This is a genomic window from Enterovibrio litoreus, assembly GCF_045679545.1.
In the GTDB taxonomy this organism is placed as follows: domain Bacteria; phylum Pseudomonadota; class Gammaproteobacteria; order Enterobacterales; family Vibrionaceae; genus Enterovibrio.
This window is the reverse complement of record NZ_CP166194.1, coordinates 2190260-2205820: the sequence shown is the minus strand read 5'-3', so window position 1 is coordinate 2205820 and position 15561 is coordinate 2190260. Positions and strand designations below refer to the sequence as shown.

The 15561-nt window shown below is 45.0% G+C and carries 16 protein-coding genes and 2 tRNA genes; 7 read left to right on the top strand and 11 right to left on the bottom strand.

Going from position 1 to position 15561, the window contains the following annotated elements; genetic code table 11:
* Positions 1 to 52: 52 nt before the first annotated feature.
* Positions 53 to 1438, bottom strand: a complete 1386-nt coding sequence (gene dbpA / locus AB8599_RS09675) for an ATP-dependent RNA helicase DbpA (RefSeq protein WP_407330701.1) — start codon at positions 1436 to 1438, stop codon at positions 53 to 55.
* Positions 1439 to 1606: 168 nt separating this feature from the next.
* The gene (locus tag AB8599_RS09670) at positions 1607 to 2182 is read right to left on the bottom strand and encodes a UPF0149 family protein (protein WP_407330700.1); all 576 of its coding nucleotides are present in this window, start codon (positions 2180 to 2182) and stop codon (positions 1607 to 1609) included.
* 204 nt (positions 2183 to 2386) lie between these two features.
* Between AB8599_RS09670 and AB8599_RS09665 the strand changes: the two genes are divergently transcribed.
* Positions 2387 to 2474 (top strand) — tRNA-Ser (locus tag AB8599_RS09665).
* Between the two features lie 194 nt (positions 2475 to 2668).
* Positions 2669 to 2756: transfer RNA gene (locus tag AB8599_RS09660), tRNA-Ser, on the top strand.
* 609 nt (positions 2757 to 3365) lie between these two features.
* Here the strand turns inward: AB8599_RS09660 and AB8599_RS09655 are convergent.
* The 4 genes from AB8599_RS09655 to cls all read right to left on the bottom strand — a co-directional run bounded on the left by AB8599_RS09655 (position 3366) and on the right by cls (position 7400).
* On the bottom strand, positions 3366 to 4283 hold the full coding sequence (locus AB8599_RS09655) for a manganese-dependent inorganic pyrophosphatase (RefSeq protein WP_407330699.1): 918 nt from the start codon (positions 4281 to 4283) through the stop codon (positions 3366 to 3368).
* Positions 4284 to 4528: 245 nt separating this feature from the next.
* Positions 4529 to 4831 (bottom strand): hypothetical protein, encoded by a 303-nt coding sequence (locus tag AB8599_RS09650; protein WP_407330698.1) that lies wholly within the window; start codon positions 4829 to 4831, stop codon positions 4529 to 4531.
* Between the two features lie 300 nt (positions 4832 to 5131).
* A complete protein-coding gene (locus tag AB8599_RS09645) occupies positions 5132 to 5560 on the bottom strand; it encodes a MarR family winged helix-turn-helix transcriptional regulator (RefSeq protein WP_407330697.1) in 429 nt (142 codons plus the stop codon).
* Positions 5561 to 5939: 379 nt separating this feature from the next.
* A complete protein-coding gene (cls, locus tag AB8599_RS09640) occupies positions 5940 to 7400 on the bottom strand; it encodes a cardiolipin synthase (protein WP_407330696.1) in 1461 nt (486 codons plus the stop codon).
* 387 nt (positions 7401 to 7787) lie between these two features.
* Between cls and AB8599_RS09635 the strand changes: the two genes are divergently transcribed.
* The 4 genes from AB8599_RS09635 to AB8599_RS09620 all read left to right on the top strand — a co-directional run bounded on the left by AB8599_RS09635 (position 7788) and on the right by AB8599_RS09620 (position 11415).
* Positions 7788 to 9134: a sodium-dependent transporter gene (locus AB8599_RS09635; RefSeq protein WP_407330695.1), complete on the top strand. Its 1347-nt coding sequence runs from the start codon at positions 7788 to 7790 to the stop codon at positions 9132 to 9134.
* A gap of 138 nt (positions 9135 to 9272) precedes the next feature.
* A complete protein-coding gene (locus AB8599_RS09630; RefSeq protein ID WP_407330694.1) occupies positions 9273 to 9944 on the top strand; it encodes a TIGR01621 family pseudouridine synthase in 672 nt (223 codons plus the stop codon).
* Between the two features lie 258 nt (positions 9945 to 10202).
* Positions 10203 to 11150: a class I SAM-dependent methyltransferase gene (locus AB8599_RS09625; protein ID WP_407330693.1), complete on the top strand. Its 948-nt coding sequence runs from the start codon at positions 10203 to 10205 to the stop codon at positions 11148 to 11150.
* A gap of 16 nt (positions 11151 to 11166) precedes the next feature.
* A complete protein-coding gene (locus AB8599_RS09620; RefSeq protein WP_407330692.1) occupies positions 11167 to 11415 on the top strand; it encodes a hypothetical protein in 249 nt (82 codons plus the stop codon).
* An 86-nt stretch (positions 11416 to 11501) separates the two neighbouring features.
* On the opposite strand, the gene gspS2 is transcribed toward AB8599_RS09620, so the two are convergent.
* The 5 genes from gspS2 to AB8599_RS09595 form a co-directional block, all read right to left on the bottom strand.
* Positions 11502 to 11897 (bottom strand): type II secretion system pilot lipoprotein GspS-beta, encoded by a 396-nt coding sequence (gene gspS2 / locus AB8599_RS09615; RefSeq protein ID WP_407330691.1) that lies wholly within the window; start codon positions 11895 to 11897, stop codon positions 11502 to 11504.
* A 31-nt stretch (positions 11898 to 11928) separates the two neighbouring features.
* Positions 11929 to 12231, bottom strand: coding sequence for a YciI family protein (locus tag AB8599_RS09610; RefSeq protein WP_407330690.1), 303 nt, complete (start codon positions 12229 to 12231; stop codon positions 11929 to 11931).
* Between the two features lie 89 nt (positions 12232 to 12320).
* Positions 12321 to 12719: an acyl-CoA thioester hydrolase YciA gene (yciA, locus tag AB8599_RS09605; protein ID WP_407330689.1), complete on the bottom strand. Its 399-nt coding sequence runs from the start codon at positions 12717 to 12719 to the stop codon at positions 12321 to 12323.
* 62 nt (positions 12720 to 12781) lie between these two features.
* The gene (locus AB8599_RS09600) at positions 12782 to 13330 is read right to left on the bottom strand and encodes a septation protein A (RefSeq protein ID WP_407330688.1); all 549 of its coding nucleotides are present in this window, start codon (positions 13328 to 13330) and stop codon (positions 12782 to 12784) included.
* Between the two features lie 167 nt (positions 13331 to 13497).
* On the bottom strand, positions 13498 to 14433 hold the full coding sequence (locus AB8599_RS09595; RefSeq protein ID WP_407330687.1) for a LysR family transcriptional regulator: 936 nt from the start codon (positions 14431 to 14433) through the stop codon (positions 13498 to 13500).
* 597 nt (positions 14434 to 15030) lie between these two features.
* Here AB8599_RS09595 and AB8599_RS09590 point away from each other — a divergent pair.
* The gene (locus AB8599_RS09590) at positions 15031 to 15549 is read left to right on the top strand and encodes a flavodoxin (RefSeq protein WP_407330686.1); all 519 of its coding nucleotides are present in this window, start codon (positions 15031 to 15033) and stop codon (positions 15547 to 15549) included.
* Positions 15550 to 15561: the final 12 nt, after the last annotated feature.

Sequence of the window (15561 nt, the reverse complement as noted above, 5' to 3'; positions counted from 1 at the left end):
GCCGCTCAGTTCACAATGAGCGGCATTTATATTGGTCGACAGATTAGGTGATCTAGCGAAGTTGCCAAACGCGGTAAGTACGGCCTTTGATTTTTCCTGATGACAATTTGTCCAAAGCGCGTTTTGCAACATTGCGATTAACGGCTACATAAGAGCGGTAATCGGTAACTTTGATTTTGCCAACTTCGCTGCCTGCAATACCATTTTCGCCAGTCAGCGCGCCAACAATATCACCAGGGCGGACTTTGTTTTTCTTACCCGCTTCAATGTGCAATGTCGTCATGATTGGTTTGCGTGGCATATTGGTCATCGCCGAATCATCTGGCAGCGCTTCACCTTTAATATCACGTTTTAGATAGTCTTCAAGTAACGCAATTTTGTAACCATCTTCGTGATTGAAGAAGGTGTATGCTGCGCCTTCGCTTCCCGCGCGACCAGTACGGCCAATACGGTGAATATGTATTTCGGTGTCAAATGCCATGTCGTAGTTGATCACGGCATCAAGCGCCTCGATGTCTAAGCCGCGTGCTGCTACATCGGTCGCCACCATCACGGTGACACTCTTGTTGGCAAATTTAAGCAGCATTTGGTCACGATCACGTTGCTCTAGGTCGCCGTGCAGAGCAACGACAGAGAAGCCTTCGTTATCAAGCACTGCGGCTACGTCTTTCACATCGCGTTTAGTGTTACAGAATACAACCGCGCTTTCTGGCTGGTGCTTTAGTAGCAGCAGTTGCAATGCATGCATGCGGTCTTTATTGCTGTTGCACTGGTAAAAGTGCTGCGAAATACTGCTGCTGTCATGGTTTGATTCGACTTTCACCATCACTGGTGCAGTCATAATTTGGCGGCTGATACTCTGGATCTGAGCTGGGAACGTTGCACTGAACAGTAGCGTTTGACGGTTCGCAGGCATGTCTTGAAAAATCGCATCCAACGCTGGTTGGAAGCCCATTTCTAACATTCTGTCTGCTTCATCCAACACCAAGGTGTTCACTTCTTCCAGTGATAGACGGCCTTTGTCTAGGTGATCAAGAATACGGCCAGGCGTACCGACAATAATGTGTGCGCCATGTTCTAGAGAGCCGATTTGCGGGCCCATTGGAACGCCGCCACAAAGGGTCAAGATTTTGATATTGTGAATGCCGCGTGCCAGTTTACGCAGTTCAATCGCGACTTGGTCTGCCAGTTCGCGTGTTGGACACAGAACCAGTGATTGTACACGAAAGCGCTTTACATTCAGTCGGTTCAGCAGACCAAGACCAAAGGCGGCCGTTTTACCCGAACCTGTTTTACCCTGACCAATCACATCTTTACCTTCAAGAATGGCTGGAAGGCTCTGTGCTTGGATCGGCGTCATTTCCGTGTAGCCAATATCAGTAAGTGTGGAAAGCAATTCGGCTTTCAACGGCAGGTTAGAGAATGATTGTGTGGTCACAGGGAAATTCCAGTATTTAGAAGCCAGGGTATTGGCGGATGAAAACAGGGGCAGGACTATAGCAGGAATGTTGGCAAACTGCGCGAAAAATAAAGCGGCACATGGCCGCTTTATGATTGCTATTCACCCAATACTGCTAGCCAGTACGTTTGGGTTGATTACGCAGTATTATTGTTGCTCAACCATTTGGTGTGCGCGCATCGTCAGGCCACAAAGCATGACAGGCATACCGTTGAAAATCTCTTCAAATTGCGCCAGTTCAGCCGCGCCTAACTCATCCATTGTCGCCAAAGCAGATTCTGGGTCGAAAAGAAGACTAATAGAAAGCAATACGCCACCAAGAAGGGCATTTTCTTGAGAGTCCTCAGGCATGAGTGTTTCCCAATCATCACGGGCTAGTGTCCACCCTTGCAACATACCTTCGCAGTATTCGCGCGTCGCTTGATTAACAATTTCTGTTTCGCTCAATGCACACGCTTCAGGCCAATGCCATTCATTTGACAGCAGCGCTTCACGTTGATTATTCCACATGTCAATAATGATAGTGGCATATGCTTCAAGTTGTTCATGGTTGTTGAACGGCGCTTCTTCTTCACCGCCCCACATAAAAGCAAGCCACTCGCTTGGATCGATCAGATTAGGCGCAGCAGCCATTGCGGTGACAAACCCTTCGGTTTGTGACGCTGATAATACAAAAGGCTCTAATCCATTTTCGTTGATAAATTGCGCTAGCGAGATAGTCATGTGTAATTCTCTGGTCCTGTTTAGGGCAATATTCTATCAGTCTGAGTGATAATTCGAGAGTAAAAAGCGTAACTCGGTGTGAAAACAGCACCAAGCCGATGGAAACTTAAACACTCGCACCGGTTTTTGTTATTTATCGTTGACCTGACTGAGCAGCTTCCCTATAGTAGCGCCCCGTTGAGACGATAAGTCCAACCAAAATACGGTGAGTTGTCCGAGTGGCTGAAGGAGCACGCCTGGAAAGTGTGTATACGGCAACGTATCGAGAGTTCGAATCTCTCACTCACCGCCACATTCGAAACCCGAGCAGAAATGCTCGGGTTTCTTCGTTTATAACCATGCATCTTGAGGTTGTTTGGGTATAGAAGGCATAAATCGTTTAAACCCTAAACATTTGAACGATTCACAAAGCCCAAAGCATTGACGCTGAAAGGGTAAATATTTATAGTAGCGCTCCGTTGAGACGAATACGTCCAACAAAAAAACGGTGAGTTGTCCGAGTGGCTGAAGGAGCACGCCTGGAAAGTGTGTATACGGCAACGTATCGAGAGTTCGAATCTCTCACTCACCGCCACATTCAAGTTTAGAGACGTCCTAGGGCGTCTTTTTTCTTATCTAAAAAACGTGGAATGAATGCGTTGCACGTTATCGACTTGCCATCGTGATGCATGTTCTTGCGCACATCACATGCGATTTAAATCTTCTGTAAAAAGCAAAAACCCAAGCGTTTAGGCTTGGGTTTTGAGTTCAGGTATTAATACGTTAACACACCAACGCCTGAATGCTTTGAGTCAGACAGCCTGGCCCATGAGTATCAGAGCGCGCCGCCCCAATACATGGCATTGAACATGGTAAATGCGATGGTTGCCCCCATGAGAACGAAAAGTGGGGCGTATTTTGAGAGCTTAGCAATGATCTTATTTGACACGATGTTCTCCTATTGGTGATTATTTGCGCAGAGTATGCATTTTTTTGTGACGCACATCAATAGTGGTTTTGCTGTTTTTTGGTCGTTATTTGTGCATTGTTTAAGCATGGAATTGTCGTGAATAGTGGGGCTTTTTACTGTCACCCATAAGGTATTGTTTTGCTTAAGAGGTGTGGTGATGAGAGTGAAAGTGGGAAGCCGAGGGAAAAGAAAAGGGCGATACATGATCGCCCTTTTTTTGTGTGGTAAAGATGATTAGAAACAGTCTTGCAGTGGCGGTACCACTTGTTTCTTGCGGCTAAGAACGCCATCTAACCATACACGGCCATTTTCTGTTTGAGCGTTATAAGCACGTTCAATAATTGAAATGTCGTCAGATACAACCAGCAGCTCAGAGCCTTCTTTCATGATATCAGTCAGCAGTAACATCACAGAGTGACGTTGGCCTTCTTCTTTTAGCGCAGCAATATCCGCTTCAAGCTCGGCTTTGATTTCATCAAAAACAGCCAGGTCAACAACTTCCAATTGACCAATACCTACTAGGTTACCGTTCATGTTGAAGTCTTTGAAATCACGCATAACAAGATCACGTGCTGGTGTGCCAGCAACGGCTGATTTTACGTTGAACATTTCCATGCCCAGCGCTTGAATGTCTTCGATACCTGCAATTTCAGCCAAATCTTCAACACAACGAATATCTGCTGTGGTGCAAGTTGGTGATTTGAAGATAACGGTGTCGCTCAAAATAGCGCAAAGCATGATGCCCGCGATATCTTTCGGGATAGCAACGCCGTAGAAATCGTACATCATTTTGATGACTGTGTTAGAACAGCCGACAGGACGGATCCAGCACTCCAGCGGCGTAGATGTCGTCAAGTCACCTAGCTTGTGGTGGTCAACAATACCCACGATGGTCGCTTCAGCGATGTCATCCGGCGCTTGAGTTAGCTCAGAGTGGTCAACGATGTAAACTTCTTCACCCGCGTAGCTAAGCTTCAGTTCAGGCGCTTCGAATCCGAAACGTTCCAAAATGAACGCAGTCTCTGGAGATAGTTCACCAAGACGTGCTGCGATTGCTGGCTCATCGATTTGATTTTTCAGGTACGCAAGTGCGATGGCACCACAGATTGAATCTGAATCAGGGATCTTATGTCCCACTACATACATTGGCATAGTTGGCTCTCGTCATGCTCACATTTGAATTTTCGCGCATTTTACCAGAGTCACTCAAAATGTACATTGGCCCTTAGGCTGCCAAGGTGCAACAAATGATTAATATACCCAAACAACCTCAAGATGCGTGGGTATATATGGTGTTTTCAAACTTTGTGTGATGGATAGACAAAAAAAACGCTGCATGAGCAGCGCTGAAAGGCATATTTAGTGCTTATGGATTTCATGTAGTGCTTATTAATGCGCTATAAGTCTCTCATTAAGATCTCGAGCTCTTCGGTCGCTTCTTCGATGAGATGTTCTAGTTCTTTCGCGTCATCATTAGCAAGGGGTAACTGCCAATGAATGGGTTTGCCATTTGACGTATGTTTGCCGACTAATTTTGTCAAACTTCCGCTTCGTTCAAAGCGAAGGTGTTCAAATTCAGCAGCATGACGTTGATGTTTTTCGATGATCTCTATTTCAATCGTCCCTGTTGGGATTACTTGAACATTTGCATGGAGTTGTTTGGTGTCTTTTAAAAGATAATTTCTATGTCTTGCCAACATATGTTGTCCCTCAGCGCGTCATCCCCTAATTGCAATTTTATTGTAGACAACAAGGTGCATAAAGTTCAGGTCGAAATAGTCAGAATTTGTCATAAATACGGCAAAACTATGATGCGTAAATAAAACTTTTTTCACGTACTTAATGCGGTAATTTCAAACGCAGTGTAAAGCTAAAAAGAGTCTAAATTGTGGCCGAACTAAGCCGTGGAGAAAGGGATGCAGGGAATGTGAACGATAGAGGATCAAACTAACTGTTTGTTTATAATAAAAAGCCTGATGGTTAATCAGGCTCAAAGGCAATTACATGGCGTTTGCAATTCGTTGTAACGATACTTGAATCGTGTCCATTTCTTCTCGTGACAATAACTCACTCAGCAATTCTTTGTTCATGTCTTCGGTTTGAATTAACAACTCAGACATCGATTGGCCTTTTTCTGTCAAGGCTAAGATTTTGGATCGGCGGTCGTTAGCATCATCTCGCCGTACGATGTAACCATCCATCACAAGGCTTTGCACAATGCGACTGACCTTCGATTTTTCGCTTGCAAGATAAGGCATGCCCATCAAATCACCTTGGTGGAATTCTTCTTGTTTTGAGATAGCCATGATGGTGATTGCTTGCTCAGAACTAATATGTACGCCTTTGTTTTCCAGCCAGTCTTGCGCTCGCTTTTCGGATTTCAAAGCAACAAGTCGGCATAGAGAACTGAGTTCCGATTGAATATACACGATTATCACTGTTTTATATGTGTTGAAAGAAGCGCGCATATTACCTCTGTCAATTCAAAAAAGTCTAACCTGCTAGACACTCTTTGTTTGAGAAGGTCAAATCAAGGGATTTATGTTTTCAGCAATATAACCATATGAATTTATTGGATTTGAATTATTTCCCGCGAAATAATGTTTCATTTATAAGACGCAGTGTCAGTAACCTTGTCTATTTTTGCTTCGATGCCGGATGAATGGTAATCGAATGTAAACTATCTCGACGGTGATGGCTTAACCTGAAACGTTGTAAATAAATGTAAAAAGTTGATCTAGCTATCGTTTAAATGGCATTTTTCACGCGAGGACAGGTGCAAAATATTGAATGAGGATCAAATTTCGACTAGAGCAAAGGGCTAAACATGTAGAAAAATTGCTCGACAGGGCGATTGATAATAGAGCGCTTTGACCACTCAGCCAAGCTCACAACGGTCGAGTCTTCAATATATGACTGCTGTAAAGCCAGCATATCTTGACAGAAATCAGGGTCATCAATGCATAGTGTTAATTCAAAATTGAGCCATAGGCTTCGCATGTCCAAATTCACTGTTCCCATGAGACAAAAGTTGTCATCAACCATGACTGATTTTGTATGCAGCAACCCACCATTGAACCGATAGATATTGATCCCCGTGCGAAGCAGGTCATTGAAGAAAGATCGGCTTGCCCAATCCACCATCAAGCTGTCGTTTTTCGCTGGAATAATGATGTTAACGGTCACACCGCGCTGAGCTGTCGTTTGGAGTGCGCTCAACAAGCTTTCACTTGGGACGAGGTATGGCGTAGTGATCGTTAGGCTTTTTTTCGCTTGATGGATGGTCAGCATGAGGACTTGCTGAATGATCCCGTCTGGCATGCCAGGGCCTGAGGGTGCGACTTGCACCGAATGGTTTGCGTGTTGGTGTTGTTCAATCAGAGCACACTCTGGCAAATCAGGTAGGTAGCGCAGACCTGTTTCAAACTCCCAATCCCAAGCAAAAATACTGTTCAGGATTGGAACCGAAGGGCCATCTACCCTCACCATAATATCAACCCATTGACCGACACCGGCATCCTGCTTGAAAAAACGCGGGTCAACCAGATTCATTGAACCTGTGTAGCCAATCTTATTATCGATGATGACAACTTTACGGTGTTGACGAATATCTAGACGGCGCAAGAACATACGGGCTGGACTCACAGCCAAGGCTTCGATCAACTCTACTCCCGCTTTACGCATAACGTCCGGCCAGTGGCTTTTGAAAAACGCTTTGCTGCCAGCGGAATCAAGCAGTATTCGCACTGTTACGCCGCGTCTTGCGGCTTCGCATACCGCATTTGCCACATCGTCTGCATGGCCACCGGGATGCCAGATATAAAACACCATATTGATCGAAGATTTCGCTGTTCGAACGTCTAAGGCAATATTTTTGAGGATATCGGCGGTTTCATTCAGCAATGTTAGTTGGTTACCGGCTAGGGCAGGGATACCCGCTCTGCGCAAACACAGATCGTGGACGGGTCTAGCAAGGAAACTATGATGATGAGGGCGATGTGCTTCGCATTCATTGAGCGTATGAAGCCAACTCAGATAGGGCGCAAACATAGCTTTGGCTCGTTCAGCGCGTTTTCTGCCAAGGTTGAGTTCACCAAACAGTAAATAAAGGATCACGCCGACAATAGGAATGATGTAGATGATCATTAGCCAAGCGATAGAAACACCAAGTGCTCGTCGCTTTAACACAACACGTATGGTGACACCGGCTATTAGCAGCCAGTAAAAGAAAACACTTGCCCAAACAAGGATCTGATAAATCTGTTCCATATCAATCTATTTAGCCCAACACGTTTCCCAATATAGAGGGAACGAGAACAGTATGCACTGTATTTAGTGTCTCGTATTAGCAAACGTGACGCTTTGCTAACCAACAGGAAGGTGAGTGGGCAACTTGTTAATGTCTTGTAGGGAGGTGTTGATTACAAAGTAATCAGTTTGAGCGAAAAATTGGAGATATATGTCGGCTAAAAGAAAAATATAGCGCTAACGCTTCAAATTTTATTCTCAAACTGGTTTACTTGCCATGCCTGTTTTAAAAACGGGTCACCCGTCTCCTGTAAATTTAAATTTACAATCCAGCTAGGGAGATGCCATGGAATGGCAAAAGACGCTGGGCATGGACATCAATATCATCGTTTGTAGTAGAGAGTATGTATGGCAAGCAGTAATAGAGCCCAGTTTTCCTCCCGATTAGGATTCATTTTGGCTGCGGCAGGGTCTGCCGTCGGTCTTGGTAATATTTGGGGTTTTCCCACACAGGCTGCCAGCAATGGTGGTGCAGTCTTTTTAATCACTTATTTGATCATGGTTTTCATATTGGCTTACCCACTGCTGGTCGCTGAACTGACCATCGGTCGCTTTGGTGCGTCGAACCCTATTCGTTCGCTCATTTCCGTCGCACCGAAGAACAAAGCGCTGGGGTCGGCGGTTGGTATCGCCGGCATGTTGGGTGTGAGTGGCATCTTGAGCTTCTACGCGATTGTTGCAGGTTGGTTCTTTGGCTTTCTGATTGGGCCGCTATTAAGCGTGGCAGGATTTGAAGATGCGGCAGCATGGCTTGAAGGCTTTAGCATTGAACGTAATTTGGTGCTGATGGCGGTATTTATGACCTTGACCATTTTGGTCGTGCGTAACGGCGTCGCTGATGGCATCGAAAAATGGTCAACCCGCTTAATGCCTGTGCTTTTCATTCTGTTTATCGCCATGGTGGGTTATACCCTGTTCCAACCGGGCGCGATGGAAGGCTTGAAAATGTATCTTGTACCAGATACCTCTCATTTCTCACCCGATCTGATGGTGAGTGCCATGGGTCAAGCGTTCTTCTCGCTCTCAATCGGTGTCTGTACCATGATGGTGTACGGATCATATTTGCGTAAAGATGCGAATTTGCCGAAGACTGCCGCTCAAGTTGCGCTGCTGGATACGGGTGTTGCATTCGTTGCGGGTCTTCTGATCCTTCCTGCCATGTTTGTTGCGCAGAAAAATGGCGTACAAATCTATAGCAAGAGCGGTACGCTGCTAGACGGTGATACCTTGGTGTTCAGTGTGCTTCCGGCAATGTTCGACAGCATGGGTAGTGCAGGCTTAATTGTAGGCGTGGCCTTTTTTGCTTTGATGGTGATTGCAGCGCTGACTTCTTCTATCTCCATGTTGGAAGTTCCGGTGGCTTGTCTGTCAGAAGAGCTTAATAAAGACCGTAAGCATGTTGCTTGGTGGGTCGGTGGCGCAATCGCGCTGTTCTCGGCGCTGATCATTTTCAATTTTGGCTCAATGTTTGGCACAGTCATTAGCATTACCACTGAATACATGCAGCCAATTTTGGGTGTGATTATGGCACTGATTGCCGGTTGGATGTGGAAACGAAATGAAGTGCTAGAGGAACTTAGCCAGGGCAACCCTGAATTGGCAAACAGCCTGTTTTGGAAAGTATGGCCTACCTATGTGCGCATTGTATGTCCTATTTTGATGGCGCTGGTGTTCTTCTGGCCACTCCTTAAATAAACGAGAACAATCCCCAGCTTTGCTGGGGATTTTGTCTTTCTCTCTTTGGTTGCTTCTCCCTGAGCGCCATTCCGTTTACACTCAGCGCTGTTTTTAGCACTCACAAACATCTTGTGACTTACAACTATAGGATTAGGCATGTTTAGTCTGGTCTTTCATAATGAAGACTTCCTTGTCATCGACAAGCACCCAGGGGTCAGTGTCCACAAAGACGACAATGAACAACCCTTACTCGCGGAAGTGGCGAAATTGACAGGTGATAAGCAGCTCTATCTTATTCATCGCCTTGATAAAATGACATCAGGCCTTTTGCTACTTGGTCGTCATCAAAAAGCAGCCGCTGAACTTTCTCTGATGTTTGCGGAAAAAACCGTTCGAAAATTCTATGTGGCAGTGTCAGCGAAAAAGCCAACGAAAAAACAAGGCACCATTATTGGCGATATGATGAAAAGTCGTCGCTCAATGTGGAAACTGCTGATCAGTAAAAATAACCCTGCCGTCACCCAATTCTTTTCGACTGCGGGTGGAGAGGGGCGTCGTTTGTTTTTATGCAAACCACACACAGGCAAAACTCATCAAATACGCGTGGCGTTGAAAAGTATTGGTGCGACGATATTGGGTGATGACACCTATGGCGGTGCGAGCGCCGACCGTGGGTATTTACATGCCTATGGATTGCAGTTTACGCATTCAGGAGAAGCGTTTCAGTTTCTTCTCCCGCCATCAATTGGCGACCAATGGCCGGTACTGCCCAATGAATGGGCTGAGCCAGCGTCTCTACCATGGCCAAAATTACCGAATCAAAAATAATCGAATTGATCTGTCATTGGCAGGTCATTGATCTCCATGGAAGGAGTGCGTTGGAGATAAGCATGCAGCATGCCCGCAACAGAAACCGCAGTTTGAAACAGTCTCGTCTTTGGGCACTTGCGAACATTAGGCGACAACATAAAAAGAAAGTGGCCCGCACGCGCACGCGCCGTAACTGCGAATTTTATAATCTTCAGATGAGTGGAGCCCCCGTAGAACTTTCCAGCATCGCTAACGACGAACAAAAGGAAATAAACCATGATGAATCCTGATGCGTTAAACACTTTTTTCCACGTTATTGCTGATCGTATCCACGCGAGCGGCGATGAAGTTAGACGCGTATTTCATGGTCGTGGGCGTTGTTACGAAGGGCTAGAACAAATCACTGCAGATTGGCTTGGGCAAGGTGTACTGCAAATCGCGATATTCAAAGAAGCTGAACCTGAATTCTATGATGCGCTTCGTACTGGTGTTGAGCAGTTTTGCCAAGATGAAGTGTGGCAGAAGGTTGGTGGTAAAACGGTGTTTTTGCAACACCGTGATCGTGAAGGAGCAGAAACCGAAACTTTGGTCGGTGAAATGCCAGTTCAAATCGATGTGATTGAAAATGGTCTCAAATACACACTGGATTTGGGTAAGCGCCAAAACAACGGTTTATTTTTGGATATGCGCATTGGTCGTCAGTGGGTGCAAACGCACGCCGCCCAAAAGAACGTGTTAAACCTCTTTGCTTATACGTGTGGCTTCTCTGTGGCTGCGGTTGAGGGTGGCGCAGACAAAGTGGTGAATCTGGACATGGCCAGATCGTCGTTGGCTCGCGGGCGAGAGAACCATCAGTTAAACCAACATAACGTGAACAAGGTGAGCTTTCTTGGTCATGAGCTTTTCAAATCATGGGGCAAAGTGAAAAAAAATGGCCCTTATGATCTGGTGATTATCGATCCACCGTCGTTTCAAAAAGGCAGTTTCGTTCTCACCAAAGATTACGCCAAGATCCTAAGACGTTTACCGGAATTGGTGTCTGAAGGGGGCGATGTGCTTGCTTGTGTCAATGCGCCCGATGTAAAGCCGAGTTTCTTGCAAGAACAAATGGCAGAGTTTGCACCACAGTTTACGTTTGTGTCTCGACTTGAGAATCCGACAGAATTTGAAGATATTGATACAGACAGCGCGCTGAAAGTGATGCACTTTAAACGTCAGGACTAATTGACGGAGCGATATCATGGACGCCTTTCAACGAATAGACGCATTGGAGTCAGGTCATCATGAGGTGACTTACCACGATGAACGTTGGGGATTGACCATCAAGCGTTATAGCAACGGTCACTCGATAAAAGTGTTCGCCGAAGCGCGGTCAGGTAAGGATTTTATCAGTGGTAATCTGTACTTGATTGATGATGTATGGTCACTCAAGCCTTGCGAAATGCCTCGTGAAAAAGTGATGTCGTTCATTCTGGGCTTTCAGCAGTAATACTCATTTCGATTGGTATAAAGCTAACCCGAAAAAAATCCCGCCGATGCGGGATTTTTTATGTCAGTCAGCAGTCGATGATGGACTCATTCGCCACAGTCTGCGATGGAAACAGTGCGGTCAAACACTGGGCGTCCACGAGCATCGCGGAACAGCAATTTGTAGCTTACTCCCTTTTCCAACAGCGAGTAAATTTCGTTATCGGTGCAATACTTTTTAAGCAGATTGTCCGTCAGCGCTGCGGGTGCAACATCACCACTTTCTGCATACAGCAAGGTCAACTCAATTTGAGAACCGATGGCTTTGGCGCGAACCAAGTTGTAGCCATTCATGGTAACGGGGACGATTTTGCTGAGCATGTCTGCACGTTGATCTGCGAATGTTTCCGCGATTTCCTGATCTGAAGTACTTGAACAAGCCGATAACACCAACGCCAATGCTCCAGCAACGGCAACTCGTCCTAAGGTTGAAAATTTTCGCATTACGAAATCCTATGCGTTTACTGGCTACCGACTATGCAGGTAGCACTTTCTTAAAAGGCTTAACGACAACGTCTTGATAGACGCCTGCGTCGATGTAAGGGTCAGCATCGGCCCACGCTTTTGCGTCGTCGAGGCTATCAAATTTTGCAATCACGGTTGAACCCGTAAATCCAGCTTCGCCAGGTTCTTCGCTGTCAATCGCAGGGTTTGGTCCTGCAACCAGCAAGCGTCCTTGGGATTCGAGATCGCGCAATCGTGCTAGATGTTGCTCTCTTACCTGAAGGCGCAATGGCAAACTGTTTTCAACATCTTGTGAAAAAATGACGTACCACATCCGTGTTTCTCTCCGTGTTAATTCGTTTTCTCTTCTCTTTGGCCTATTGTAAGCAAGGCTAAAGAAACATGCTGATGACGTTGTCTGATTTATGACTTATTTATCGCTCTTGGACGACCGTCGCCATCAATCGCCACATAATTAAACGTTGCTTCGCAGACTTTATTGCGTTCGCCGACACCGTCAGTGGCGACAGGCTTTACCCACACTTCAAGCGATACACTCATGGATGTGCGCCCAATGCGAGTACATTCGCCATAGCAACACACCACATCACCGACTGAAACGGGCGTTTTGAATACGATTTCTTCAACAGAAACCGTGACCACGCGACCCTGAGAGACCTCTTTTGCCAAAATGGCACCCGCTAAATCCAGTTGAGACATGATCCAGCCACCAAAAATATCGCCATTGGCATTGGTGTCAGCGGGCATTGCCAACGTTCTTAGCAATAGTTGGCCACGTGGGCAGTTATTTGTTTCCGACATCTTACTACTTCCGAGATGGGGTACTAGGTACTGAAGAGGATGGGAATGTCCTCTATGTTTGATTATTCTGAATCGGTAGAGTCAGTTTCTTTTGGGATGTGTTTGTATATATACACACCTGTCGCCAGTGTATAAGCCAAAGTGATTGCCATTAAGCCAAACACTTTGAAGTTTACCCATATGTCCAATGGCATCGTGTAAGCAACGTATACATTAAGCACAGCGAGGACCACGAAAAAGGCAACCCAAGCAGTGTTAATGTTGCGCCATACCGTATCGGGTAAGGTGATTTCTTTACCCAGCATTCCTTTGATCAGCGGTTTTCCCATGGCGTGGGAAACCATCAGGCCAACCGCAAACATGACGTAGACGATGGTGACTTTCCATTTGATGAAATTGTCGTCATGGAAAAACAGCGTCATACCACCAAACACGGCAACTAAGGCTGCGGTGACGATCTGCATTTTCTCCACTTTCTTATAAAGTACCCATGTCACAATGACTTGGATAATTGTGGCAATAATCAGCGCGCCGGTAGCGGTGTAAATGTCGTACATTTTGTACAGCGCAAAAAAGATGATCAGCGGAATAAAGTCGAGGAGCTGTTTCATTTACACTCGTGTCCTTGTTTGCTCCCCCACAGCCAAACGTAAGGGGCGCTTTCAATATGGCCATGGAGTTTACCGAAATCTAGCACCAGATTAAACGCGAATGATGATTTGAAGCGCAACAGGGCGAAAAGAAGGGGCGCAAGCCCCTCAATAAACCAAGATCTGGTTTACAGTTTGTTGTACCGCGAAGGGCACTGAGTCTGTTTATACTTAAGACGTGCAGGATACATAAATATGGTTGCACACTTTTCGAGGAAGCGTTTGAATCCGTCACTATTTCTAAGCAAAGGCGAAAAGTAACAATACACATGATGCTGAAGGGGAGCATCATGCTTTTCTTCATCGTCTAGAGCGATCAAGGAACCCTCTTTGAGCTCATTTTTTATCACGTAGTAAGGGAGGATCCCCCATCCAAAATCATTTTTTATAAAATGAATGGCATCATCATACGAATCCACATAACAAACTTTACTGCTCAACGGGTTACATTGAATGTCAGAGACACTCTCTCGGACATACACTTGTCGCAAATTAAGAATTTCACTAAAGCACATTTTTTTCGTCAACGACAAGCCTTTATTTTTAGACGAAAAAACAATTACATCTTCTCGTATTCCAAGTGTTTTTCTTGTAAGCATTGGGAATATTAGGTTTTCATTAATTGAGATGATGATATATATATCTCCGCGTTCGCCGCTCTCCATGTTATCGTAATGCAAATCCCTGTGGACATTTATTGTTTTGTCGCCATGCTCAATGATGATTGAATTTAAAAGATGTAGGAAATTACTTGATATTCTTTTGTCAATTGAAATGTGAAGTTGTGGCCGATTAGAGAATATTTCATCGGCAATGCTGCACAATATTCTTTGATATCCAAGAAGGTTTTCCATATATGGAATAAGGCGTTCAGCTTCTTCTGTTGGCTTGGCTTTATGGCCTTCCCTAATTAATAAGTCTAGCCCAAGCTCAATTTCCAAACTTACAACGCTGTTACTTACCGATGTTTGCGACTTTCGCATTAGTCGCGATGCAGATGAAATGGATCCCGTTTTAACGACATTCAGGAATGAATTTATATGATTCAGGTTTTTTATATACATACTCGTCCATGATATATGAATGTTTATCAAGCCATGCGTGAGACGTATGAGGTGTCTCATAACTGTGACGCATGTATGTAACTTGTTTCGTGCCCCGAGCTGAAACTGGTCAACCTGAACGGCCTGGTTTAATGCAGGGTTAACCTTGTTGATATTAAAGAATGAAGCTTGGAAACACTTTCCTATTTCTTTTTTGGATTCAATTTAAATTATAATTACGGTGCAATTTGTGAGGGCTTTTTACCGCGACAGAGTCATCTCAATTCATTATTCATGATAATTGTATCAATATTATTATTATTGGCTGGACTGTCCAGTTTTTTGAACCAAGATCACTTAAGTGTGGAGTAAGTGCTTACCTCAATGACTTATTTAATAGTTGGAGTCCAACAGGTTTTTGTAGCGTGGAATAGCATGATGATTTACATAGGGATGTCTGTGTATCACTACTGCTTGCATTAAAAGTTAGATTTCATGGTGGGATGTTGATCGATGCAATGGATGGTGGGTTCAACGTGGTGTGATAGCTTTATTCATTGATTTTTTTTGTTCAACTTTTCGGCTTATTCTTCACCCATCCAAAGAGGGAGAATTGCCGTGAAAATTGGAATTTATTACGCATCTACATCAGGAAACACTGAAATAGTTTCAGAGTGTCTATTAGAGACGTTAGGCGAAGATATTGCGGTTAAATACGACATCGAAGAAGTGGGTTTCCATGATGTTGAGAAGAACGACATTTTGATTTTTGGTTGTCCCACCTGGGACTACGGAAATTTACAGTCAGATTGGGAAGAGCGCTGGGAGGAATTTGAGGGACTGAATCTTGGTGGGAAAACCGTTGCACTGTTTGGTGTTGGCGATCAGTACGGTTACCCAGAATGGTATCTGGACGCAATGGGGATTATCTATGACTCTCTTGTGTCGCGTGGTGTTCATCCGATCGGTCAATGGAAAATTGATGGATATGAATTTGAAAAGTCTCGAGCACTAACGCCCGATGGCAAGCATTTTGTCGGCTTAGCTATTGACGAAGAAAGTCAGTCCATGCAGAGCAAACCACGTATTGCACAATGGTGTTGTGATGTGCTCGAAACTTACGCTGCGACCGTTTGAGGGAGGGGCTGA

What these genes read in the sequence shown, in the direction of transcription:
- AB8599_RS09670 (WP_407330700.1), bottom strand. Translation starts at nt 2,182, where the DNA reads ATGACTATCTCGCTAGCGCAATTTATCAACGAAAATGGATTAGAGCCT.
- AB8599_RS09655 (WP_407330699.1), bottom strand. Translation starts at nt 4,283, where the DNA reads ATGCCAATGTATGTAGTGGGACATAAGATCCCTGATTCAGATTCAATC.
- AB8599_RS09650 (WP_407330698.1), bottom strand. Translation starts at nt 4,831, where the DNA reads ATGTTGGCAAGACATAGAAATTATCTTTTAAAAGACACCAAACAACTC.
- cls (WP_407330696.1), bottom strand. Translation starts at nt 7,400, where the DNA reads ATGGAACAGATTTATCAGATCCTTGTTTGGGCAAGTGTTTTCTTTTAC.
- AB8599_RS09635 (WP_407330695.1), top strand. Translation starts at nt 7,788, where the DNA reads ATGGCAAGCAGTAATAGAGCCCAGTTTTCCTCCCGATTAGGATTCATT.
- AB8599_RS09630 (WP_407330694.1), top strand. Translation starts at nt 9,273, where the DNA reads ATGTTTAGTCTGGTCTTTCATAATGAAGACTTCCTTGTCATCGACAAG.
- AB8599_RS09625 (WP_407330693.1), top strand. Translation starts at nt 10,203, where the DNA reads ATGATGAATCCTGATGCGTTAAACACTTTTTTCCACGTTATTGCTGAT.
- AB8599_RS09620 (WP_407330692.1), top strand. Translation starts at nt 11,167, where the DNA reads ATGGACGCCTTTCAACGAATAGACGCATTGGAGTCAGGTCATCATGAG.
- gspS2 (WP_407330691.1), bottom strand. Translation starts at nt 11,897, where the DNA reads ATGCGAAAATTTTCAACCTTAGGACGAGTTGCCGTTGCTGGAGCATTG.
- AB8599_RS09610 (WP_407330690.1), bottom strand. Translation starts at nt 12,231, where the DNA reads ATGTGGTACGTCATTTTTTCACAAGATGTTGAAAACAGTTTGCCATTG.
- yciA (WP_407330689.1), bottom strand. Translation starts at nt 12,719, where the DNA reads ATGTCGGAAACAAATAACTGCCCACGTGGCCAACTATTGCTAAGAACG.
- AB8599_RS09600 (WP_407330688.1), bottom strand. Translation starts at nt 13,330, where the DNA reads ATGAAACAGCTCCTCGACTTTATTCCGCTGATCATCTTTTTTGCGCTG.
- AB8599_RS09595 (WP_407330687.1), bottom strand. Translation starts at nt 14,433, where the DNA reads ATGTATATAAAAAACCTGAATCATATAAATTCATTCCTGAATGTCGTT.